Annotated in this window: 17 protein-coding genes, 1 tRNA gene and 1 pseudogene; 10 read left to right on the top strand and 9 right to left on the bottom strand. The window is 62.4% G+C overall.

Going from position 1 to position 18,254, the window contains the following annotated elements; translation table 11 throughout:
- Positions 1-2: 2 nt before the first annotated feature.
- From codB to AB7M32_RS23515, 4 genes are all read right to left on the bottom strand, one after another.
- A complete protein-coding gene (codB, locus tag AB7M32_RS23530; protein ID WP_454251536.1) occupies positions 3-1,274 on the bottom strand; it encodes a cytosine permease in 1,272 nt (423 codons plus the stop codon).
- Between the two features lie 281 nt (positions 1,275-1,555).
- On the bottom strand, positions 1,556-2,386 hold the full coding sequence (locus AB7M32_RS23525; RefSeq protein ID WP_454251535.1) for an alpha/beta fold hydrolase: 831 nt from the start codon (positions 2,384-2,386) through the stop codon (positions 1,556-1,558).
- A 178-nt stretch (positions 2,387-2,564) separates the two neighbouring features.
- The gene (gene queD, locus AB7M32_RS23520) at positions 2,565-2,921 is read right to left on the bottom strand and encodes a 6-carboxytetrahydropterin synthase QueD (protein WP_025212792.1); all 357 of its coding nucleotides are present in this window, start codon (positions 2,919-2,921) and stop codon (positions 2,565-2,567) included.
- Positions 2,922-3,004: 83 nt separating this feature from the next.
- A complete protein-coding gene (locus tag AB7M32_RS23515; protein ID WP_454251534.1) occupies positions 3,005-4,084 on the bottom strand; it encodes a patatin-like phospholipase family protein in 1,080 nt (359 codons plus the stop codon).
- Between the two features lie 231 nt (positions 4,085-4,315).
- On the opposite strand from AB7M32_RS23515, the gene AB7M32_RS23510 reads away from it, so the two are divergent.
- From AB7M32_RS23510 to AB7M32_RS23480, 7 genes and pseudogenes are all read left to right on the top strand, one after another.
- Positions 4,316-4,624: a PepSY domain-containing protein gene (locus AB7M32_RS23510; RefSeq protein WP_454251533.1), complete on the top strand. Its 309-nt coding sequence runs from the start codon at positions 4,316-4,318 to the stop codon at positions 4,622-4,624.
- Entirely contained in the window at positions 4,624-4,935 is a 312-nt protein-coding gene (locus tag AB7M32_RS23505; RefSeq protein ID WP_454251532.1) for a PepSY domain-containing protein, read from the top strand. Before AB7M32_RS23510 ends, AB7M32_RS23505 begins: the two co-directional genes overlap by 1 nt.
- Positions 4,935-5,603: a response regulator transcription factor gene (locus AB7M32_RS23500; protein WP_053123507.1), complete on the top strand. Its 669-nt coding sequence runs from the start codon at positions 4,935-4,937 to the stop codon at positions 5,601-5,603. Before AB7M32_RS23505 ends, AB7M32_RS23500 begins: the two co-directional genes overlap by 1 nt.
- Positions 5,600-6,913 (top strand): sensor histidine kinase, encoded by a 1,314-nt coding sequence (locus AB7M32_RS23495; RefSeq protein ID WP_454251531.1) that lies wholly within the window; start codon positions 5,600-5,602, stop codon positions 6,911-6,913. Before AB7M32_RS23500 ends, AB7M32_RS23495 begins: the two co-directional genes overlap by 4 nt.
- Before the next feature lie 244 nt (positions 6,914-7,157).
- The gene (locus tag AB7M32_RS23490) at positions 7,158-8,474 is read left to right on the top strand and encodes a Na+/H+ antiporter family protein (RefSeq protein WP_162491262.1); all 1,317 of its coding nucleotides are present in this window, start codon (positions 7,158-7,160) and stop codon (positions 8,472-8,474) included.
- A gap of 109 nt (positions 8,475-8,583) precedes the next feature.
- Positions 8,584-9,522, top strand: a pseudogene (locus AB7M32_RS23485) (cache domain-containing protein); the annotation flags it as partial.
- 36 nt (positions 9,523-9,558) lie between these two features.
- Positions 9,559-10,380, top strand: a complete 822-nt coding sequence (locus tag AB7M32_RS23480) for a methyl-accepting chemotaxis protein (protein ID WP_370873826.1) — start codon at positions 9,559-9,561, stop codon at positions 10,378-10,380.
- A gap of 262 nt (positions 10,381-10,642) precedes the next feature.
- Here the strand turns inward: AB7M32_RS23480 and trhP are convergent, their stop codons facing one another.
- The gene (gene trhP, locus AB7M32_RS23475; protein ID WP_454252190.1) at positions 10,643-11,968 is read right to left on the bottom strand and encodes a prephenate-dependent tRNA uridine(34) hydroxylase TrhP; all 1,326 of its coding nucleotides are present in this window, start codon (positions 11,966-11,968) and stop codon (positions 10,643-10,645) included.
- Between the two features lie 147 nt (positions 11,969-12,115).
- Between trhP and AB7M32_RS23470 the strand changes: the two genes are divergently transcribed.
- On the top strand, positions 12,116-13,177 hold the full coding sequence (locus AB7M32_RS23470) for an AI-2E family transporter (RefSeq protein WP_454251530.1): 1,062 nt from the start codon (positions 12,116-12,118) through the stop codon (positions 13,175-13,177).
- Here AB7M32_RS23470 and AB7M32_RS23465 read toward each other — a convergent pair.
- The 3 genes from AB7M32_RS23465 to AB7M32_RS23455 form a co-directional block, all read right to left on the bottom strand.
- A complete protein-coding gene (locus tag AB7M32_RS23465; RefSeq protein WP_046063464.1) occupies positions 13,174-13,356 on the bottom strand; it encodes a hypothetical protein in 183 nt (60 codons plus the stop codon). The two genes, AB7M32_RS23470 and AB7M32_RS23465, sit on opposite strands and share 4 nt — an antisense overlap.
- An 89-nt stretch (positions 13,357-13,445) precedes the next feature.
- Positions 13,446-13,640, bottom strand: coding sequence for a hypothetical protein (locus tag AB7M32_RS23460; RefSeq protein WP_003203896.1), 195 nt, complete (start codon positions 13,638-13,640; stop codon positions 13,446-13,448).
- Between the two features lie 248 nt (positions 13,641-13,888).
- Positions 13,889-13,964: transfer RNA gene (locus AB7M32_RS23455), tRNA-Asn, on the bottom strand.
- A 235-nt stretch (positions 13,965-14,199) separates the two neighbouring features.
- Between AB7M32_RS23455 and AB7M32_RS23450 the strand changes: the two genes are divergently transcribed.
- Entirely contained in the window at positions 14,200-14,427 is a 228-nt protein-coding gene (locus tag AB7M32_RS23450) for a hypothetical protein (protein WP_018612405.1), read from the top strand.
- Between the two features lie 261 nt (positions 14,428-14,688).
- Here AB7M32_RS23450 and AB7M32_RS23445 read toward each other — a convergent pair whose 3' ends face one another.
- Positions 14,689-15,885, bottom strand: coding sequence for an amino acid aminotransferase (locus tag AB7M32_RS23445; protein ID WP_413791842.1), 1,197 nt, complete (start codon positions 15,883-15,885; stop codon positions 14,689-14,691).
- Positions 15,886-16,217: 332 nt separating this feature from the next.
- Here AB7M32_RS23445 and uvrB point away from each other — a divergent pair, with 332 nt between their 5' ends.
- Positions 16,218-18,233 (top strand): excinuclease ABC subunit UvrB, encoded by a 2,016-nt coding sequence (gene uvrB / locus AB7M32_RS23440; RefSeq protein WP_060741432.1) that lies wholly within the window; start codon positions 16,218-16,220, stop codon positions 18,231-18,233.
- The last annotated feature ends 21 nt before the right edge of the window (positions 18,234-18,254 follow it).

Genomic DNA, 18,254 nt, shown 5'->3' with positions numbered 1-18,254 from the left:
CTTTATAGGTCTTGTAGAGGTGTATCAGCGGTGCGGGTACCCATTACGCCGATCAATAGCACATACGTTAGCGCGCCGGTGGCGATTCCTACCAGTGGCGCGACCCATGGCGAATTGAACGCGGCGAGTGTGCCGAGCCCATAGGCCAACAGCCCGGGCCAGTTGAACGCCGGCAGTTGCGCCTCGGCCAGGCGAGGATAGCGCCCGCGCCAACGGAAGAAGAAATCGGCCATGATCACCCCGCCAATCGGTGGGATGACGGTGCCCAGCAGAATCAGGTACGGCACCAGCAGATCGTACATGCCGAACAGGGCCAGCAGCGTGCCGATCACCGCGCCGCCGAGTGTCACGGTCTTGCGCCGGCGGGTGCGCAGCAGGTTGCAACCGGCCACGGCGAAGTTGTAGATGGTGTTGTCCTGGGTGCTCCAGATGTTGAGCAGCAGCATGGCCATCGCCGCCATGGCGAAGCCCTGCAGCAGCAACACTTCGACCACGTCCGGTTGCTGATAGACGATGGCCCCGTAGGCGCCGATCAGCACCATCAGGCCGTTGCCGAGGAAGAAGCCGATCAGGCTCGCCAGCACAGCGACCTTCGCCGAGCGGGAGAAGCGCGTCCAATTGGTGGCCTGGGTCGCGCCGCTGACGAAGGTGCCGAACACCAGCGTGATGGCGGTGGACCAATCGAGACTGCCCGTCGGCACCACCGCCAGCAAGCCTTCGAAGCCGCCGACCTTCACCGTTGCCACCCACATCGACAGCATCAGCAGCAACATCATGGCCGGTACGGCGATGTACGAAAGGATTTCCAGCCCGCGATAACCGATGTAGGCGGTGGCGCAGAATCCCAGGCCGAACAGCACCATCAACCCGAGCACGGTGCTCTCGCTCAATTCGAAATACTTGCCCAGCACCACTGCCGCCGTCGCCGTGCCCCAAGCGTACCAGCCGATCTGGGTGAACCCCAGGATCAAGTCACTGAGCTTGCTGCCCACCTCGCCGAAACAGAAACGTCCCATCAACACCGAATTGAGTCCGCTCTTGAACGCGATGTAACCCAGGCCGGCGGCATAGAGGCCCAGCAGCAGGTTGCCTATCACAATCACGGTGAGCATCTCGGCAAAACCGAACGCCACCCCCAGCTTGCCGCCGGCAAACATCGTGGCGGTGAAAAAAGTGAAGCCCAGCAGCACCATGGCCGTGGAGGCCAGGCCCTTGCGGGCATGCATCGGGACTTCGCTCAAGGGGTAGTCGTTGCCCGGATCGTTCTGAGTCATGTGGCGGTCCTTGCGGATGAGGGGAATATCGCAAGCGTGCAGCGGCCGTGCCAAACGGGTGATCGCGAGGTTATTTATAGACAATCCTGGGGGATTGGGTGGGCGCAGGGATCGAAAGCGGTGCGCGAGTGATTCAAGTTGGAACACAGATCCCATTGCCGACGCAGATCCCCCTGTGGGAGCGAGCTTGCTCGCGATAGCGGTGTATCAGATAGCATCAAAGTGACTGCCATGCCGCCATCGCGAGCAAGCTCGCTCCCGCAGGGGAAATGCAGTGTTTTTCAGGTCGAGGAGGACAATGGCAGAAACCGCAACACCGCCGCCACGATGGCTTCCGGCGCGTCTTCCTGGACCAGGTGCCCGGCATTTGGAACGGGGTGAAATTGTGCCCCCGGGATCATCCGTTGCAGAGCCCGGCCGCGTTCGATGGGGATCCACTGGTCATCCTCCCCCCAAAGGATCTGGGTCGGGCAGCGCACGTTCGGATACAGGCCCTCGGCTTCACGGGTGTAGCGTTCGTCCATCTGTGCGATCTGCCGGTAGAACGCCGCCTGGCCCGGCTCGCCGAGCCACGGCTGCACGTAGGGCGCCAACGCTTCGTCGGGTATGTCCCGCTTGATCGCGCCGCGGACATAGGTGGGCACGATGGCCCGCTGAATGTAGTCGGGCAGGCCGCTGAAGGCCGCTTCATGCTGGCGGACATGCTGCACAAAGGGCGAACCCCAGGGCGACAGCGCCACGGGATCGATCAGGGTCAGGCTGCGGTAATCCTTGCCGTTGAGCAGGTGCGTGCGCAGGGCCGTGGCGCCGCCAAAGTCATGGGCCACCACGTCCGGGCAGTCCAGGCGCCAATGCTCCAGCAATTGTGCGAGCAACAGGTTTTGCACGCCGAGGGACACGTCGGCGTCGGGTTGCGCGGATTGGCCATACCCCAGCAGGTCGAAGTAATGCACCCGGTGGGTGGCGAAGAACAGCGGGGCGATCCGGTGCCACACGTAGGAAGAGAAGGGCGTGCCATGGACAAACACCAACGGCGGGCCATCGCCGTGGATGGCGTAGCGGATGGGGTATCCGTTGAAGTCGTAGGTTTGATCCAGCGGCCAGTGGGTCATGCTCGATACTCCCCTGAAAATGGCTCAGGGGAGCAAGCATAGGCCAATGCTGACGGGACAGGAACACGGTGATGGCAGCCGAGTCTGTGGGAGCGAGCTTGCTCGCGATTGCGGCCTGTCTGTCACCTAGGTGTTGAATGTGCCGCCGTCATCGCGAGCAAGCTCGCTCCCACAGGTTTTATTCGCCGTGGTAGATGCAACCACTGGTGCAGGTCTCGTGGATGCGAATGGCACTGAGCTCCGGCAGCAACGGCTTCAACTCATTCCAGATCCACTTGGCCAATACTTCGCTGGTGGGGTTTTCCAGGCCTGGGATGTCGTTGAGGTAGTTGTGGTCCAGGCGCTCGTAGAGGGGCTTGAAGATCGCCTTGATTTCCGAGAAGTCGCGAATCCAGCCGGTGTGCGGGTCGATATCGCCGCTCAGGTGGATCGCCACCTTGAACGAGTGGCCATGAAGGCGGCCGCACTTGTGGCCTTCCGGCACGTGGGGCAGGCGGTGGGCGGATTCGAAGGTAAATTCTTTGAAGATTTCCACAGGTTCGGGCTCTTTAAGGTAGCGGTCGCGAGGCAGGCGGCGGAGTTTATCAGTTTGATAACGGCGTTGCGCGACCGTGCTGACTAAAGGGTCAGCAAACGCTCGCCCAAGCCACCGTTGGCCGTCAGCTCCAGGAATTCGTCACCGAGCCGGAGGCTCTCGTCCATCGCTGTGCGCCAATATTTGCGGCGGCTCGGGTCATCGCCCATGAAGCGCTTGAAGTCGTTGCGGTCTGGCAGTTTGCCGTAGGGCAGGCGCGCCAGGTATTCCCGGGACGGTGCCAGCAACAGCACGTCCTGCAGACGGTCGACGCTGCCCCGGCGCCACGGCAGGCCCTTGTCGAACCAGCCGGGAATGACCCGGTCGGTGAAATGCGGGTAGAGCACGATGTCCTCGCCGCTGTACGGCAGGTCGAGGTGGTAGTCCAGCAGACCGCCGTCGCGGTAGGTGCCGGCACCGGCGCCCGGCAGGTCGCGCACGCCTTCCATCACCATCGGGATCGAGCCTGACGCCAGCAGGGCCTGGCGCAGGTTGCCGGCGGCCAACGGAACGAAACGCGACGGAAAGTCATTCAGCGGATGCAGGGGCGGGGCCAGGCGCGGGTCATGGATGATCAACCGCTCGAAATGCCGCGACAGCCGGGCACGGCCCCGCAGGTTGTCGGCGATCACCGACGACAGCCCCAGGCCCAGGCGGCCGCGATGATCCTGGGCGAGCAGGCCGTGGCTCTTGACGACCATGATGTTGAGCCGGTATCGCGGGTTATCGAGGATCGAGGTGTCGCGGCCGTCGAGCAAGTCATCGAGCATTCGCTGCGAGCTCTGGCTGACACCGGCCATGGTCACGCCTTTGGCGAAGCTTTGTTCGTTGTACAAGGTGCCCAGGCGTCGGATCCCCTCGGCGGCGTCCGGCAGGCAGGCGCTGGCGAAACGCCAGGCTCCCACCGAGGCCCCGATCAGCGAGCGTTCCCGGGGCGCGGCGGGCAGCCATTGGCCGAACAGCGCCAGGTCCAGCCCTTGGATGCCCAGGGCCTTGGGGCCACCGGCGGCGCCGGGCAGAATGCCGACGTCGGCGGCGTTCAGGCCGGTCTGGCGAATCCGCCCGAACGCACGGGGGCCGGCTTTGAGGGTGAGGGCGGGAAACTTGATGTGGATGGCGGTCATACCGGTCTCGAATACGGGTAGGCGGCTGATTATAACGGCACAAAACCCTGTGGGAGCGAGCTTGCTCGCGATGGCGGCGGCACATCCTGCATCGTTACAAGCTGACCCACCGCCATCGCGAGCAAGCTCGCTCCCACATTATTGATGTGGGTTCCATGATGGCGATTCAGTTTCAGTTAAGTTCATCCCGATACAGTCGCCCCGTGAAAGACTATAAAAAGGAGACAACCCATGAACCGCCTGACTGCCTTTTTCATCGCGACCCTCATGGCCCTAGGTACGAGCCTGGCTCACGCACGAGACCTGAACGCGGACGAAGCCCGCAAACTGCAAGACGCTGGTACCATCCTGTCCTTTGAAAAACTCGACGCCGCTGCCCTGGCCGAGCACCCTGGAGCTACCTTGACCGATACCGAGCTGGACGAAGAGTACGGCAAGTACATCTATCAGGTGGACCTGCGCGATACGAAGGGCATTGAGTGGGACCTGGAATTGGACGCCACCGACGGCAAGGTACTCAAGAATCATCAGGATCTGTAATGAAGCTTAATTTATGCGCCCGCAGTCGATGGACGCTGGCGCTGCTGGCGTTTTGTTCGCTGGCCATGGCCCGGGACCTTGATCAGGACGAGGCCCTGCAACTGCGTCAGCAGGGCGTGATCCTGCCGCTCGAACAGCTGCTGCAACAGGCGCTGGACCTGCACCCCGGCGCCAAACTGCTGGAAGCCGAGTTGGAGGAGAAACACGGCGTCTATATTTATGAGGTCGAGCTGCTGGACACCGACGGCGTCGTGCGCGAACTGGACCTGGAGGCCAAGACCGGCCGTTTACTCAAAGATAAGGAAGACTGATGCGCCTGCTTCTGGTGGAAGATCACGTGCCCCTGGCCGATGAACTGATGGCCGGGCTTGCACGCCAGGGCTACGCCGTCGACTGGCTGGCCGATGGTCGCGACGCGGTGTACCAGGGCAGCAGCGAGCCCTACGACCTGATCATTCTCGACCTCGGCCTGCCGGGCGTGCCGGGGCTCGACGTGTTGGCCCAATGGCGCGCTGGGGGCCTGGCCACGCCGGTGCTGATCCTCACCGCCCGTGGTTCCTGGGCCGAGCGTATCGAGGGCCTCAAGGCCGGGGCCGACGACTACCTGACCAAACCCTTTCATCCTGAGGAGCTGCACCTGCGGATCCAGGCGCTGCTGCGCCGCTCCCATGGCCAGGTCAACCAGCCGACGCTCAAGGCTGCCGGATTGCACCTGGATGAGAGTCGTCAATGCGTGGTCCGCGACGGCACCGACATCCAGCTCACGGCCGCCGAATTTCGCCTGTTGCGCTATTTCATGCTGCATCCCGAGCAGATCCTTTCCAAAAGCCATCTCGCCGAACACCTGTACGACGGTGAGACCGAGCGCGATTCCAACGTGCTGGAAGTCCACGTCAATCACCTGCGGCGCAAGCTGGGGCGCAGCGTGATCGAAACCCGTCGCGGCCAGGGTTACCTGTTCGGCGGGCAGGCGCAGTGAGATCCATCCAGCGGCGCCTGAGCCTGGGCCTGATCGGTGTGATGGTGGTGGTCGGCCTGGTCCTGGCGCAAACGAGTTTGTGGTTGTTCGAGCTGGGCCTGCAGCGTTACCTGGAAGCGGGGCTGCGTAACGACAGCGAGAACCTGCTGGTGGCCCTGGTGCGCGGCCCGCAGGGCTTGCAATTGGATGAGCGCCGCCTGTCGCCGGCCTATCAGCGGCCGTTTTCCGGGCATTACTTCCGCATCGATTTTGCCGATGTGCATTGGCGTTCCCGCTCCCTGTGGGACCAGGAATTGCCTCGGCTCGACCACCCCGGCCTGCACAGCAACCTGCAACTGGGCCCAGAGGGCCAGAAGCTGCTGGTGCTGCGCACCGATTATCGACGGCTGGGCCAGGCGATTTCCATCAGCGTGGCCCAGGACTACACACCCGTGCGTGACAGTTTCCGGCGGATGCAGCAGATCGGCCTCGGCCTCGGCTTGGCGGGGTTGTTGTTGATTCTGTTATTGCAACGCATCACCGTGCACCGTGCCTTGCGCCCACTGGATCGGGCCCGAGAGCAAATCGCCCAGTTGCAGCGTGGGCAACGTTCGCAACTCGACGAGCAGGTGCCCCGGGAACTGGAACCGTTGGTGGCGCAAATCAACCATCTGCTGGCCCACACCGAAGACAGCCTCAAGCGTTCGCGCAATGCCTTGGGCAACCTCGGCCATGCCTTGAAGACCCCGCTGGCGGTGCTGCAAAGCCTGGCGTCGAACGAGAAGCTCGACCCGTATCCCGAGCTGCGCAAACTGTTTCTCGATCAACTGGAGCAGGTCCGCCAGCGCCTGAACCGCGAACTCAACCGTGCCCGCCTGTCCGGCGATGCCTTGCCCGGCGCACACCTGGACTGCGACGCCGAACTGCCGGGGTTGCTGGCCACGCTGAACATGATCCACGGTGAACACCTGCACCTGAGCTACGTCGCCCCGCCAGGCCTGCACCTGCCCTGGGACCGTGAAGACTTGCTGGAGTTGTTGGGCAACCTGCTGGACAACGCCTGCAAATGGGCCGATGCCGAGGTCCGCCTGACCATGACCGAGACGGCCGAGGGCTTCAGCCTGGCCGTGGAGGACGACGGCCCGGGCATCCCCGCGGACCGTCGCGACCAGGTGTTCAGCCGCGGCACGCGGTTGGATGAACAGACCGATGGACACGGCCTGGGCCTGGGCATCGTGCGGGACATCGTCGACACCTGGGGCGGGATGCTGGCGTTGGACGACAGCGAGTGGGGTGGATTGAAGGTCGTGATTGAGTTGCCCAAGCGCTGATCTCATGGCACCGCCCCCCTGTGGGAGCGAGCTTGCTCGCGATAACAATCTATCGGTGGCTATCTATGTGGCTGAACGGACGCCATCGCGAGCAAGCTCGCTCCCACAGGGGGGCGGTGGTGGTAGTCAATATTGCGAGACTTGAAAACCCGCCCCACGGCCCTTGCAGCTTGCCGCCGCTTGCTGCAAAGTCGCGACCTTTTTGTCCGGTGGCTTTCCATCGCTGTGCTTTGAGGTAACGATGATAAATGCAGTAATTGCCGCGGTTGGCGTCATGCTGGTGCTCAGCCTGTCCCGTGTGCATGTGGTGATCGCGCTGATTATCGGCGCGTTGGTGGGTGGCCTGACGGGTGGCCTGGGGATCGAGGCGACACTCAAGGCGTTCAATGCCGGCCTGGGTGGCGGTGCGACGGTGGCGCTGTCCTACGCCTTGCTCGGAGCCTTCGCCGTGGCGATTGCCAAGTCCGGCATGGCCCACGCCCTGGCGGACAAAGCCCTGGCCCTGGTGGATCGCCAGGACGCCGCTGGTGGCACGGGCGTCAAGTGGGTGCTGATCGGCCTGCTGGGAACGGTCGCGGTCGCCTCCCAGAACATTCTGCCGATCCATATCGCCTTCATCCCGCTGCTGGTGCCGCCGCTGCTCTACGTACTGACCAAGCTGCAATTGGACCGCCGATTGATCGCCTGCGTCATGACCTTCGGCCTGATCACCCCCTACATGTTCCTGCCGGTGGGCTTCGGCAATATCTTCCTCAACGAAATCCTGCTGGCCAACATCGCCCGCAGCGGCGTGGACGTCAGTGGCATCAACGTCACCCATGCCATGGGTATCCCGGCCCTGGGCATGGTGTTCGGCCTGCTGCTGTCGTTGTTCAGCTACCGCAAGAAACGCGTCTACGACCTGAAGAGGATCGCTCGGGTCGAGCAGGTGGCGGTGCGCTACAACCCCATGACCCTGCTGGTGGCGGGGCTGGCGATTGTCGCAGCGTTCGCCATCCAGCTTCTGGTCGACTCGATGATCATTGGCGCCCTGGTCGGCTTCCTGATTTTCTCGGTATCGGGTGTGGTGCGCTGGCGCGAGACCGATGATCTGTTCACCGAAGGCATGAAGATGATGGCGATGATCGGCTTCATCATGATCGCCGCCTCGGGTTTTGCCGAAGTGATGAAGGCCACCGGTGAAGTCCAGAGCCTGGTGGAAACCTCGGCGGCCTGGATCGGCCACAACAAGGGCATCGGCGCGCTGATGATGTTGTTGGTGGGGCTACTGGTGACCATGGGCATCGGCTCGTCGTTTTCCACGGTGCCGATCCTGGCGACGATTTTCGTGCCGCTGTGCCTGCAACTGGGCTTCAGCCCGCTGGCGATCGTCTGCATCGTCGGCACTGCCGGCGCCCTGGGCGATGCGGGTTCGCCCGCCTCGGACTCGACCCTGGGCCCGACCTCCGGCCTGAACATCGACGGTCAGCACCATCACATCTGGGACACCGTGGTCCCGACCTTCATCCACTACAACTTGCCGCTGCTGGCGTTTGGCTGGGTGGCGGCGATGGTGTTGTAGCCTCAAGGCCGAGTCGCCTTATCGCGAGCACGCTCGCTCCCACAGTGGACCGGCGTGAACACAAGCGCTGTGGACACCGCCGAACCCTGTGGGAGCGAGCTTGCTCGCGATGAGGCCCGTGCATTCAGCGACTCTGCCGACGAACCGTTCACCTTGTCCTACAGTTTTGCCGTGCGGTGCCGTTAATACAGCTAACCACGCCATAAAACCAACAAGAGTGAACAGCATGCGCCTGAGCCTGAAGGCTAAAGTCCTGTCCCTTGCGATACTGCCGGTATTGCTGTCCGCCGTGATCATCAGCCTGACCACGGCTTTCATCTTGAAGGAACAAGCGGGTAAAGAGGTCCAACAGACCCGTGAGCGCCTGCTCAGCGAGGCCAAGGCCACGCTGCAGAACTACGTGGCGGTGGGTCTTACCGCGATCAAGCCGCTCTACGATGCCGCCGCGCCTGGCGATAACGAGGCGCGCGCCCAGGCGATCAAGCTACTGTCGAATATCAGCTACGGCAAGGACGGCTACTTCTTCGGCTACGACTCCGAGACCATTCGTCTGTTCAAGGCCAACAGCCCCGATGGCGTGGGCAAGAGTTTCAAGGACAACCGCGACCCGAACGGTGTCTACGTCAACCGTGACCTGGTGAAAGTCGCCAAGGACGGAACCCATTATCTGGAATACAGCTCGCCACTGCCCGGCAGCAAGGATTTGGTGCCCAAGCTTGGCTACACCGAATACCTGCCCAAGTGGGACCTCGCGGTCGGTAGCTCGGTCAACCTGGACGGCATCGAAGCCCAGGTGGCACTGGTGGAGGCCAAGGTCCACGATCGCCTGCAAGGCGTGATCTTGAGCATCGTCGGGATCGCCGCGGTGGTGTTGCTGGTGATCGCGGTGGTGGGCCTGGTGCTCGCCAACACGATCCTGCGTCCCCTGCACCTGATGAAGGACAACCTCGACGACATCGCCGCGGGCGAGGGGGACTTGACCCGTCGGCTGACCATCACCAGCCAGGACGAGCTGGGCCAACTGGCCGGTTCGTTCAACCGCTTCGTCGACAAGATCCACGGCTTGGTGCGGCAGATCACCGATATGACTTCGCAACTGACCGGCCTGGTGACGCAAGTTTCCGAGCAGGCCCAGCGCTCGGAGCAGGCCATGGAACGTCAGCGCCACGAAACCGATCAGGTGGCCACGGCGATCAATGAGATGTCCTCGGCTGCCCAGGAAGTCGCGCGCAGTGCCCAGGGCGCCGCTGTCGCGGCCCAGCAGACCGACGAAGAAGGCCAGTCCGCCAAGCGCGTGGTGGCCGGCAGCATCCAGCAGATTCATGCCTTGGTGAACGATATTCGCAGCAGCGGCGTGTCCCTGGACAGCCTGCAGCAGGACGTGGCCTCGATTGTCAGTGTGCTCGGGGTGATTCGTTCGATCGCCGAACAGACCAACCTGCTGGCCCTCAACGCCGCCATCGAGGCCGCACGTGCCGGCGAGGCGGGGCGTGGGTTCGCGGTGGTGGCCGATGAAGTGCGGGCCCTGGCCAGCCGGACCCAGCAGAGTACCCAGGAAATCCAGGGCATGATCGACCGTCTGCAATCCGGCACCCACGCGGCGGTGGAAGCGATGCGTCGTTCCAGCGAGGCCGGCGATGGCACCTCGGAGCGGGCCAACGAAGCGGGCGCCTCCCTTGACACCATGGCGCAGCTGATCGGCACCATCAACTCGATGAACGCCCAGATCGCCAGCGCCGCCGAAGAACAGACCGCGGTGGCCGAGGAAATCAACCGCAGCGTGCATCAGATCGCCGTGGCCGTGGACAGCGTCGCCGACGAAACCCAACTCGGCGCCCAGACCTCCCGCAGCCTGGCCGACCTGGGGCAGCGCCTGGGGCAACTGGTGGGGCAGTTCCGGATCTGACCCTCAGGAGCTGCCGAAGGCTGCGATCTTTCGCTCTCGATCCAGATGTTTTCACCTGGGCAACCGGGTCTTATCGGGAAAGAAGGATCGCAGCCTTCGGCAGTTTCTGCCGGGCTCAGCAGGCGCAAACACAACAAAACCTGTGGGAGCGAGCTTGCTCGCGATAGCGGTGTGTCAGTCAAATGGATATTGGCTGATCTGACGCTATCGCGAGCAAGCTCGCTCCCACAGTTGTTCTGCGGTACCTGGATCAGCGCCAGTGCTACGGCTCACGTAGATCCCGCATCAACAACCCAAACCGCAGATCCACCGCATCCGGGATCGGCACGTAGACTACATGCCCATCTCCCGGTGCCACCTCGATGCTTTTGCCGTTGATGTCCTGCAATTGATGCAGGTCGAAGTGAAAGTTGCCCTTGGGGGTCATCAGTTCCATGTGATCGCCCAGGCCAAAGCGGTTCTTGACCCGTACTTCAGCCAGGCGTTCGCGCCGCTCGCCGGTCAGTTCGCCGACGAACTGCTGGCGCTCCGACACCGAGCTGCCGCTCTGGTAATTCTGGTATTCGTCGTGCACGTGACGCCTCAGAAAACCTTCGGTGTAGCCGCGCTGGGCCAGGGACTCCAGGTCGGTCATCAGGCTGCGGTCGAATTCCCGACCGGCCACCGCGTCATCGATGGCCCGGCGATACACCTGGGTGGTGCGCGCGCAATAGAAGTGCGACTTGGTCCGGCCTTCGATCTTCAACGAATGCACGCCCATGCGCGCCAGACGCTCGACGTGTTGCACGGCCCGCAGGTCCTTGGCATTCATGATGTAGGTGCCGTGCTCGTCCTCGAAGGCTGGCATCAAATCCTCGGGACGGTTCGCCTCCTGGAGCAGGAACACCTGGTCGGTGGGCGCGCCGAGGCCCAGGGTCGGTTCGGGCTGGCAGATTTGCACAATGTCGCCCGCGGCATTTTCCACCGCCGGTTGCACCGAGTATTTCCAGCGGCAGGCATTGGTGCAACTGCCCTGGTTGGCATCACGCTTGTTCATATAACCCGAGAGCAAGCAGCGCCCGGAGTAGGCCATGCACAGCGCTCCGTGGACGAACACTTCCAGCTCCATGGCCGGCACCTGCTCGCGGATCTCGGCGATTTCCTCCAGGGACAGTTCCCGGGACAGGATGATCCGGCTCAAGCCCTGCTGCTGCCAGAACTCGACACTCGCCCAGTTGACGGTGTTGGCCTGCACGGACAGGTGGATTGGCATCTGTGGAAAATGCCGGCGAACCAGCATGATCAATCCCGGGTCGGACATGATCAACGCGTCCGGCGCCATGGCGATCACCGGCTCCAGGTCTTTGAGGAACGTGCGCAGCTTGGCGTTGTGCGGCGCGATGTTCACCACTACGTAGAAGCGCTTGCCCATGGCCTGTGCCTCGGCAATGCCCAAGGCCAGGTTCGCGTGGTCGAATTCGTTGTTGCGCACCCGCAGGCTGTAGCGCGGCTGGCCGGCGTACACCGCATCGGCACCGTAGGCGAAGGCATAGCGCATGTTTTTCAGGGTGCCGGCGGGCGCCAGCAGTTCGGGGGCGGCGAAGGTCATGGTGGGGTCAGGTCGCAAAAAGCGGGAAGGGTACGCCAGGGTCGGCCGGGTCTTTTTGATCTGGATCAATGCGCAGCGCAAACGTGAAGGCACTCCGGCGAGTCCTGGCGGACTAATGTGTATCCCGCCTTTGGACATGGAAAGCTGATGAATCGAAAGATGCTGCAAAACAAAGCCCAGATGTTGCTCCTGGTGCTGGTCACGGTCGCCTTCATCTGGATTCTGCTGCCATTTTACGGCGCGGTGTTCTGGGCGGTAATCCTGGGTATCGTCTTTGCGCCGATGCAGCGCCGCCTGCAGTTGAAGTTTGGCTGGCACCGAAATGTCACCTCGCTGGCCACGTTGAGTATCTGTGTGGTCTGCGCGATCTTGCCGGTGATCATCATCAGTACGTTGTTGGTCCAGGAAGGCGCGGCGCTGTACAAGAGCCTGGAAAGCGGCGAGCTGGACATTGCCGATTACCTGGCCCGCTTCAAGGATGCCTTGCCACCGTACTTCCAGCACCTGCTGGACCGCTTCGGCCTGGGCAACCTGAACGGCTTGCGCGACAAGATCGTCAAGAGCGCGATGCAGGGCAGCGAGTTCTTCGCCACCCAGGCCTTCAGTTTCGGCCAGGGCACCTTTCAGTTCCTGGTCAGCTTCTTCGTGATGATCTATCTGCTGTTCTTCTTTCTGCGCGATGGCGCGGAGCTGGTGCGCAAGGTGCGCATGGCCGTTCCCTTGGGGGAACATCAAAAGCGCCGCCTGCAGTTGAAGTTCAACCGGGTGGTGCGGGCCACGGTGAAGGGCAACCTGCTGGTCGCCATCAGCCAGGGTGCGCTGGGCGGATTGATCTTCTGGATCCTGGGGATCCCGACCGTGTTGCCCTGGGCGGTGCTGATGGCATTCCTGTCGTTGTTGCCGGCCGTGGGGGCGGGCCTCGTCTGGGCACCGGTGGCAGTGTATTTCCTGCTCTCGGGGGCGATCTGGCAGGGCGTGGTGCTGACGCTGTTCGGGGTGTTCGTGATCGGCCTGGTGGACAATTTCCTGCGGCCGATCCTGGTGGGCAAGGACACCAAGATGCCCGACTACATGGTGCTGGTCTCGACACTGGGCGGGCTGGCGGTGTTCGGGCTGAACGGCTTCGTGATCGGGCCGCTGATCGCCGCGCTGTTCATGTCCTGTTGGGCCTTGTTCGTCGAAAGCACGCCGCGTGTGCAGTTGCCCTAGGCTCTCAATAGGTAGGGACCGATGCGTTGCGACAGTGCCTGGGCGGCGGGCAGTGAAGTCAGCGGGCCGCTGATGGTCACGCCGTCTTGCACCAGGTACCAGCAGGCCAGCAGCCCGAGTTCCCGGAGTGGGGCGGGGACGGCGCTGCCAATGACAGACATGATTTGAACCTTGGGCATGGGACACCTCCATCAATCGATGGGGTTACCTTACGGCTCGGGGGGAAGGACGGAAAATCAACTGGCTCAATAGTAGGAATCGATGCCGCTCAATCGACGACCAGATCGAGCATGTGCACCACTTCCTGCTCGTTGAGCAGGCCCTTGCGGACCAGGTTTTCCGCCAGCAGGGAAAGGAACTTGGCGCTGCGATGGCCTTCCAGTTGCTTGAGTTCGGTCAGTACGTTGTACACCTTGCTGGAGGTGCACAGACCGACAATGCGATGGGGGTTTTGTGTGGGCATACCTTCGTCCTTGTTGTTTTGAAGCTGTTGTTGGCGGACAGAGCCAGTTTGCGGCCCTGTCATGACGCTCACGTGACAGCTTGGGTTGTCGGAAAAAGAAAGCAGGATCCGGACCATATTGCCTTTTTGACGCCGGATTATTGTTCCGACAGCGACCTCGGCCAGACTTATATGGCCATCCGCCTGTTTTTTCGCCCACAAAAAAGCCCCTGGATCTTTCGATTCAGGGGCTTTTTGGTGTTGCTGTCTGGCTCCACGACCTGGACTCGAACCAGGGACCCAGTGATTAACAGTCACTTGCTCTACCAACTGAGCTATCGCGGAATGGCGCGTATGTTACTGATTGGAAAAGAGAAGTCAAGCGTCTATTGGCGAACGGCGCATTCCAGATGTCCATTGAGGGTCAATCAGTGATTGGCAGTTACCGCAAGGGCGGGAGAGGGCTACCATGGTTGCCCGGAAGTGGCAGGACGCGCTGCCGGCCATTCGCCGACATTGAGGTACTCGCCATGAAGCACCTGTTACCACTTCACACAGCCCGTTGCGCCGAGGTGTGCTTGTGAGCACCGCTCAGATCAGTTTGCCCAAGGGTGTGGGGCCTCACGCCGAGAAACTGTACGACGCCATCACCCAGGCGAGCACGGCCGAAGAACTGAACCGCGCTGGCGGCAAGGCCGAGGGTTTTGTCCTGGGGCTGGAAAGTACCAAGGCGATCAAGAGCCAGGTGGCCGAGTCGCTGTATGTCATCTATGACGATGCGGCGAGCCAGCGGGCGACGGAGTTGTAGTCTCGACAACAGCGTCATGTCTGGTACTTTTGTGGCCTTGCTTTTTGTGGCGAGGAAGCTTGCTCCCGCTGGGCTGCGCAGCAGCCCCAAACAGTCAACTCATTCGGACTGACACACCGAGTTGCCTGATTGGGGGTCGCTTCGCGCCCCAGCGGGAGCAAGCTCCCTCGCCACAGGTTGTGGGTTTACCCATCCTGATAGGCATACTCAAAAAAAAGGGAAGCCCAATGGCTTCCCGTTTTTTATCCAGCGCCGAGGGCGTCAGATCACCTGGACAATGGCCTTGGTCACCGCATCGATGTTGTTCTGGTTCAGCGCGGCTACGCAGATGCGGCCGGTGTCCAGGGCATAGATGCCGAACTCGTTGCGCAGGCGCGTCACTTGTTCAACGGTCAGGCCGGAGTAGGAGAACATCCCGCTCTGGCGAGCGACGAAGCTGAAGTCATGCTGCGGGGCAGCCTTGGCCAGCATGTCGACCATCTGGTCGCGCATGCCGCGAATGCGCAGGCGCATTTCGGCCAGTTCGGCTTCCCACTGCGCCCGCAGCTCCGGGCTGTTGAGCACGGCGGCGACGATGCTGGCACCGTGGGTCGGCGGGTTGGAGTAGTTGGTGCGGATCACGCGCTTGACCTGGGACAGCACACGGGCACTTTCTTCTTTCGATTCGCTGACGATCGACAGGGCGCCGACGCGCTCGCCATACAGGGAGAACGACTTGGAGAACGAGCTGGAGGCGAAGAAGGTCAGCCCCGATTCGGCGAACAGGCGCACGGCCGCCGCGTCTTCGTCGATGCCTTCGCCAAAGCCCTGGTAGGCCATGTCCAGGAACGGCACATGGTTCTTGGCCTTGACCACGGCCAGCACGTTTTTCCAGTCTTGCGGGCTCAGGTCCACGCCGGTCGGGTTGTGGCAGCAGGCGTGCAACACAACGATCGAACGGTCGGGCAGGGCGTTGAGGTCTTCCAGCAGGCCGCTGCGGTTCACGTCGTGGGTGGCGGCATCGTAGTAGCGGTAGTTCTGCACCGGGAAGCCGGCGGTTTCGAACAGGGCGCGGTGGTTCTCCCAGCTCGGGTCGCTGATGGCCACGACCGCGTCAGGCAGCAGTTGCTTGAGGAAGTCGGCACCGATCTTCAGTGCGCCAGTGCCGCCCACGGCCTGGGTGGTGATGACGCGCCCGGAGGCGATCAGCGGCGAATCCTTGCCGAACAGCAGGGTCTGCACAGCCTGGTCGTAGGCGGCAATGCCGTCGATTGGCAGGTAGCCACGGGAAACGTGCTGAGCCACGCGAATCGTCTCGGCCTCGACCACGGCGCGCAGGAGTGGAATGCGCCCCTCCTCGTTGCAGTAAACGCCTACACCCAGGTTGACCTTATTGGTACGGGTGTCGGCGTTGAAAGCTTCGTTGAGGCCCAGGATGGGGTCGCGGGGTGCCAATTCGACAGCGGAAAACAGGCTCATTAGTGCGCGGCTCTGAATGGAGAATGAGGGGACGTGTGACGCTCCAGCCGAATGCACTAGAGCGGTGCACAAACGGGGAGCTAGTATAGAGGCCATCACCCGGCACGGCGACAGGCGATTCGGCTTTTAGGCTAAGTTTTTTCGATTTTTTTCGACCGTTAGTCCACTCGCCGCGTCAAAGTCTTCAAGGCGTGTAGGACGTTCGTCTTGAAAGCGAAGGCATTCACCTCCACATTGTGTGCATTCCAGCTTTTTCCTCGGGCGACACCCGTCGTTTCGGTCTTTCTCGTTCCTGTCGGCTGGCCGACAGGGGTGAATCCAGAGGTTATGTCATGTCTGAATTCCAGCTAGTCACCCGCTTCCAGCCCGCCGGCGATCAGCCGGAAGCCATCCGCCTGATGGTCGAAGGCATCGAGGCCGGGCTGGCGCACCAGACGTTGCTCGGTGTGACCGGCTCGGGCAAGACCTTCAGCATTGCCAACGTGATCGCCCAGGTCCAGCGCCCGACCCTGGTCCTGGCGCCGAACAAGACCCTGGCGGCGCAGTTGTACGGGGAGTTCAAGGCGTTTTTCCCGAACAACGCCGTGGAGTACTTCGTTTCCTACTACGACTACTACCAGCCCGAGGCCTATGTGCCGTCGTCGGACACCTTCATCGAGAAGGACGCCTCGATCAACGACCACATCGAACAGATGCGACTGTCGGCGACCAAGGCGCTGCTCGAGCGCAAGGACGCGATCATCGTCACCACGGTTTCGTGCATCTACGGCTTGGGCAGCCCGGAAACCTATCTGAAGATGGTGCTGCACGTGGACCGCGGCGATAAGCTCGACCAACGCGCCTTGCTGCGGCGCCTGGCGGACTTGCAGTACACCCGCAACGACATGGATTTCGCCCGGGCGACGTTCCGGGTGCGGGGCGATGTGATCGACATCTACCCGGCGGAATCGGACCTGGAAGCGATCCGTATCGAGCTGTTCGACGATGAAGTGGAGAGTCTCTCGGCGTTCGACCCGTTGACCGGTGAAGTGATCCGCAAGTTGCCGCGCTTCACCTTCTACCCCAAGAGCCACTACGTGACGCCAAGGGAAACCCTGCTGGACGCCATTGAAGGGATCAAGGCCGAGTTGCAGGAGCGTTTGGAATACCTGCGCTCCAACAACAAACTGGTGGAGGCCCAGCGGCTGGAGCAGCGGACCCGCTTCGACCTGGAGATGATCCTGGAGCTGGGCTACTGCAACGGCATCGAAAACTACTCGCGCTACCTGTCGGGCCGTCCGGCGGGTGCGCCGCCGCCGACCTTGTATGACTATCTGCCGGCCGATGCCTTGCTGGTGATCGACGAATCCCACGTCAGCGTGCCCCAGGTCGGCGCCATGTACAAAGGCGACCGTTCGCGCAAGGAAACCCTGGTGGAGTACGGCTTCCGCCTGCCCTCGGCGCTGGATAACCGACCGATGCGCTTCGACGAATGGGAAAGCGTGAGCCCGCAGACAATTTTTGTCTCGGCCACCCCTGGCAACTACGAAGCCGAGCATGCCGGGCGGGTGGTCGAGCAAGTGGTGCGACCGACCGGGCTGGTGGACCCTCAAGTCGAGGTGCGTCCGGCGCTGACCCAGGTGGACGACCTGCTCTCGGAAATCAGCAAGCGCGTGGCGGTGGAGGAGCGGGTGCTGGTCACCACGCTGACCAAGCGCATGGCCGAAGACCTCACCGATTACCTGGCCGACCATGGTGTGCGGGTGCGTTACCTGCACTCGGACATCGACACGGTGGAGCGGGTCGAGATCATCCGCGACCTGCGCCTGGGCACCTTCGATGTGCTGGTGGGCATCAACCTGCTGCGCGAAGGCCTGGACATGCCGGAAGTGTCGCTGGTGGCGATTCTCGACGCCGACAAGGAAGGTTTCCTGCGCTCCGAACGCTCGTTGATCCAGACCATCGGTCGCGCGGCGCGTAACCTGAACGGCCGGGCGATTCTGTACGCTGACCGCATCACCGGCTCCATGGAGCGGGCCATCGGCGAGACCGAGCGCCGTCGCGACAAGCAGATCGCTTTCAACTTGGCCAATGGCATCACCCCCAAGGGCGTGTTCAAGGACGTCGCCGACATCATGGAAGGCGCCACGGTGCCAGGCTCGCGCAGCAAAAAACGCAAGGGCATGGCCAAGGCGGCCGAAGAGAGCGCCCGCTACGAGGCCGAACTGCGCTCCCCGAGCGAGATCACCAAGCGCATCCGGCAGCTGGAAGAGAAAATGTACCAGTTGGCCCGGGACCTGGAGTTCGAAGCAGCGGCGCAATTGCGTGATGAGATTGGCAAGTTGCGGGAGCGGTTGCTGGCTGTCTGAGGTTGTGTGGCGACCTTAAGG

Source organism: Pseudomonas sp. R151218B TE3479 (assembly GCF_053629195.1).
The sequence above is the reverse complement of the archived record's forward strand: the minus strand, read 5'-3'. Positions and strand labels throughout refer to the sequence as shown.

Coding starts and splice junctions, on each gene's coding strand:
- codB (WP_454251536.1), bottom strand. CDS start 1,274: ATGACTCAGAACGATCCGGGCAACGACTACCCCTTGAGCGAAGTCCCG.
- AB7M32_RS23525 (WP_454251535.1), bottom strand. CDS start 2,386: ATGACCCACTGGCCGCTGGATCAAACCTACGACTTCAACGGATACCCC.
- AB7M32_RS23515 (WP_454251534.1), bottom strand. CDS start 4,084: ATGACCGCCATCCACATCAAGTTTCCCGCCCTCACCCTCAAAGCCGGC.
- AB7M32_RS23510 (WP_454251533.1), top strand. CDS start 4,316: ATGAACCGCCTGACTGCCTTTTTCATCGCGACCCTCATGGCCCTAGGT.
- AB7M32_RS23505 (WP_454251532.1), top strand. CDS start 4,624: ATGAAGCTTAATTTATGCGCCCGCAGTCGATGGACGCTGGCGCTGCTG.
- AB7M32_RS23500 (WP_053123507.1), top strand. CDS start 4,935: ATGCGCCTGCTTCTGGTGGAAGATCACGTGCCCCTGGCCGATGAACTG.
- AB7M32_RS23480 (WP_370873826.1), top strand. CDS start 9,559: ATGACTTCGCAACTGACCGGCCTGGTGACGCAAGTTTCCGAGCAGGCC.
- trhP (WP_454252190.1), bottom strand. CDS start 11,968: ATGACCTTCGCCGCCCCCGAACTGCTGGCGCCCGCCGGCACCCTGAAA.
- AB7M32_RS23470 (WP_454251530.1), top strand. CDS start 12,116: ATGAATCGAAAGATGCTGCAAAACAAAGCCCAGATGTTGCTCCTGGTG.
- AB7M32_RS23465 (WP_046063464.1), bottom strand. CDS start 13,356: ATGCCCAAGGTTCAAATCATGTCTGTCATTGGCAGCGCCGTCCCCGCC.
- AB7M32_RS23460 (WP_003203896.1), bottom strand. CDS start 13,640: ATGCCCACACAAAACCCCCATCGCATTGTCGGTCTGTGCACCTCCAGC.
- AB7M32_RS23445 (WP_413791842.1), bottom strand. CDS start 15,885: ATGAGCCTGTTTTCCGCTGTCGAATTGGCACCCCGCGACCCCATCCTG.
- uvrB (WP_060741432.1), top strand. CDS start 16,218: ATGTCTGAATTCCAGCTAGTCACCCGCTTCCAGCCCGCCGGCGATCAG.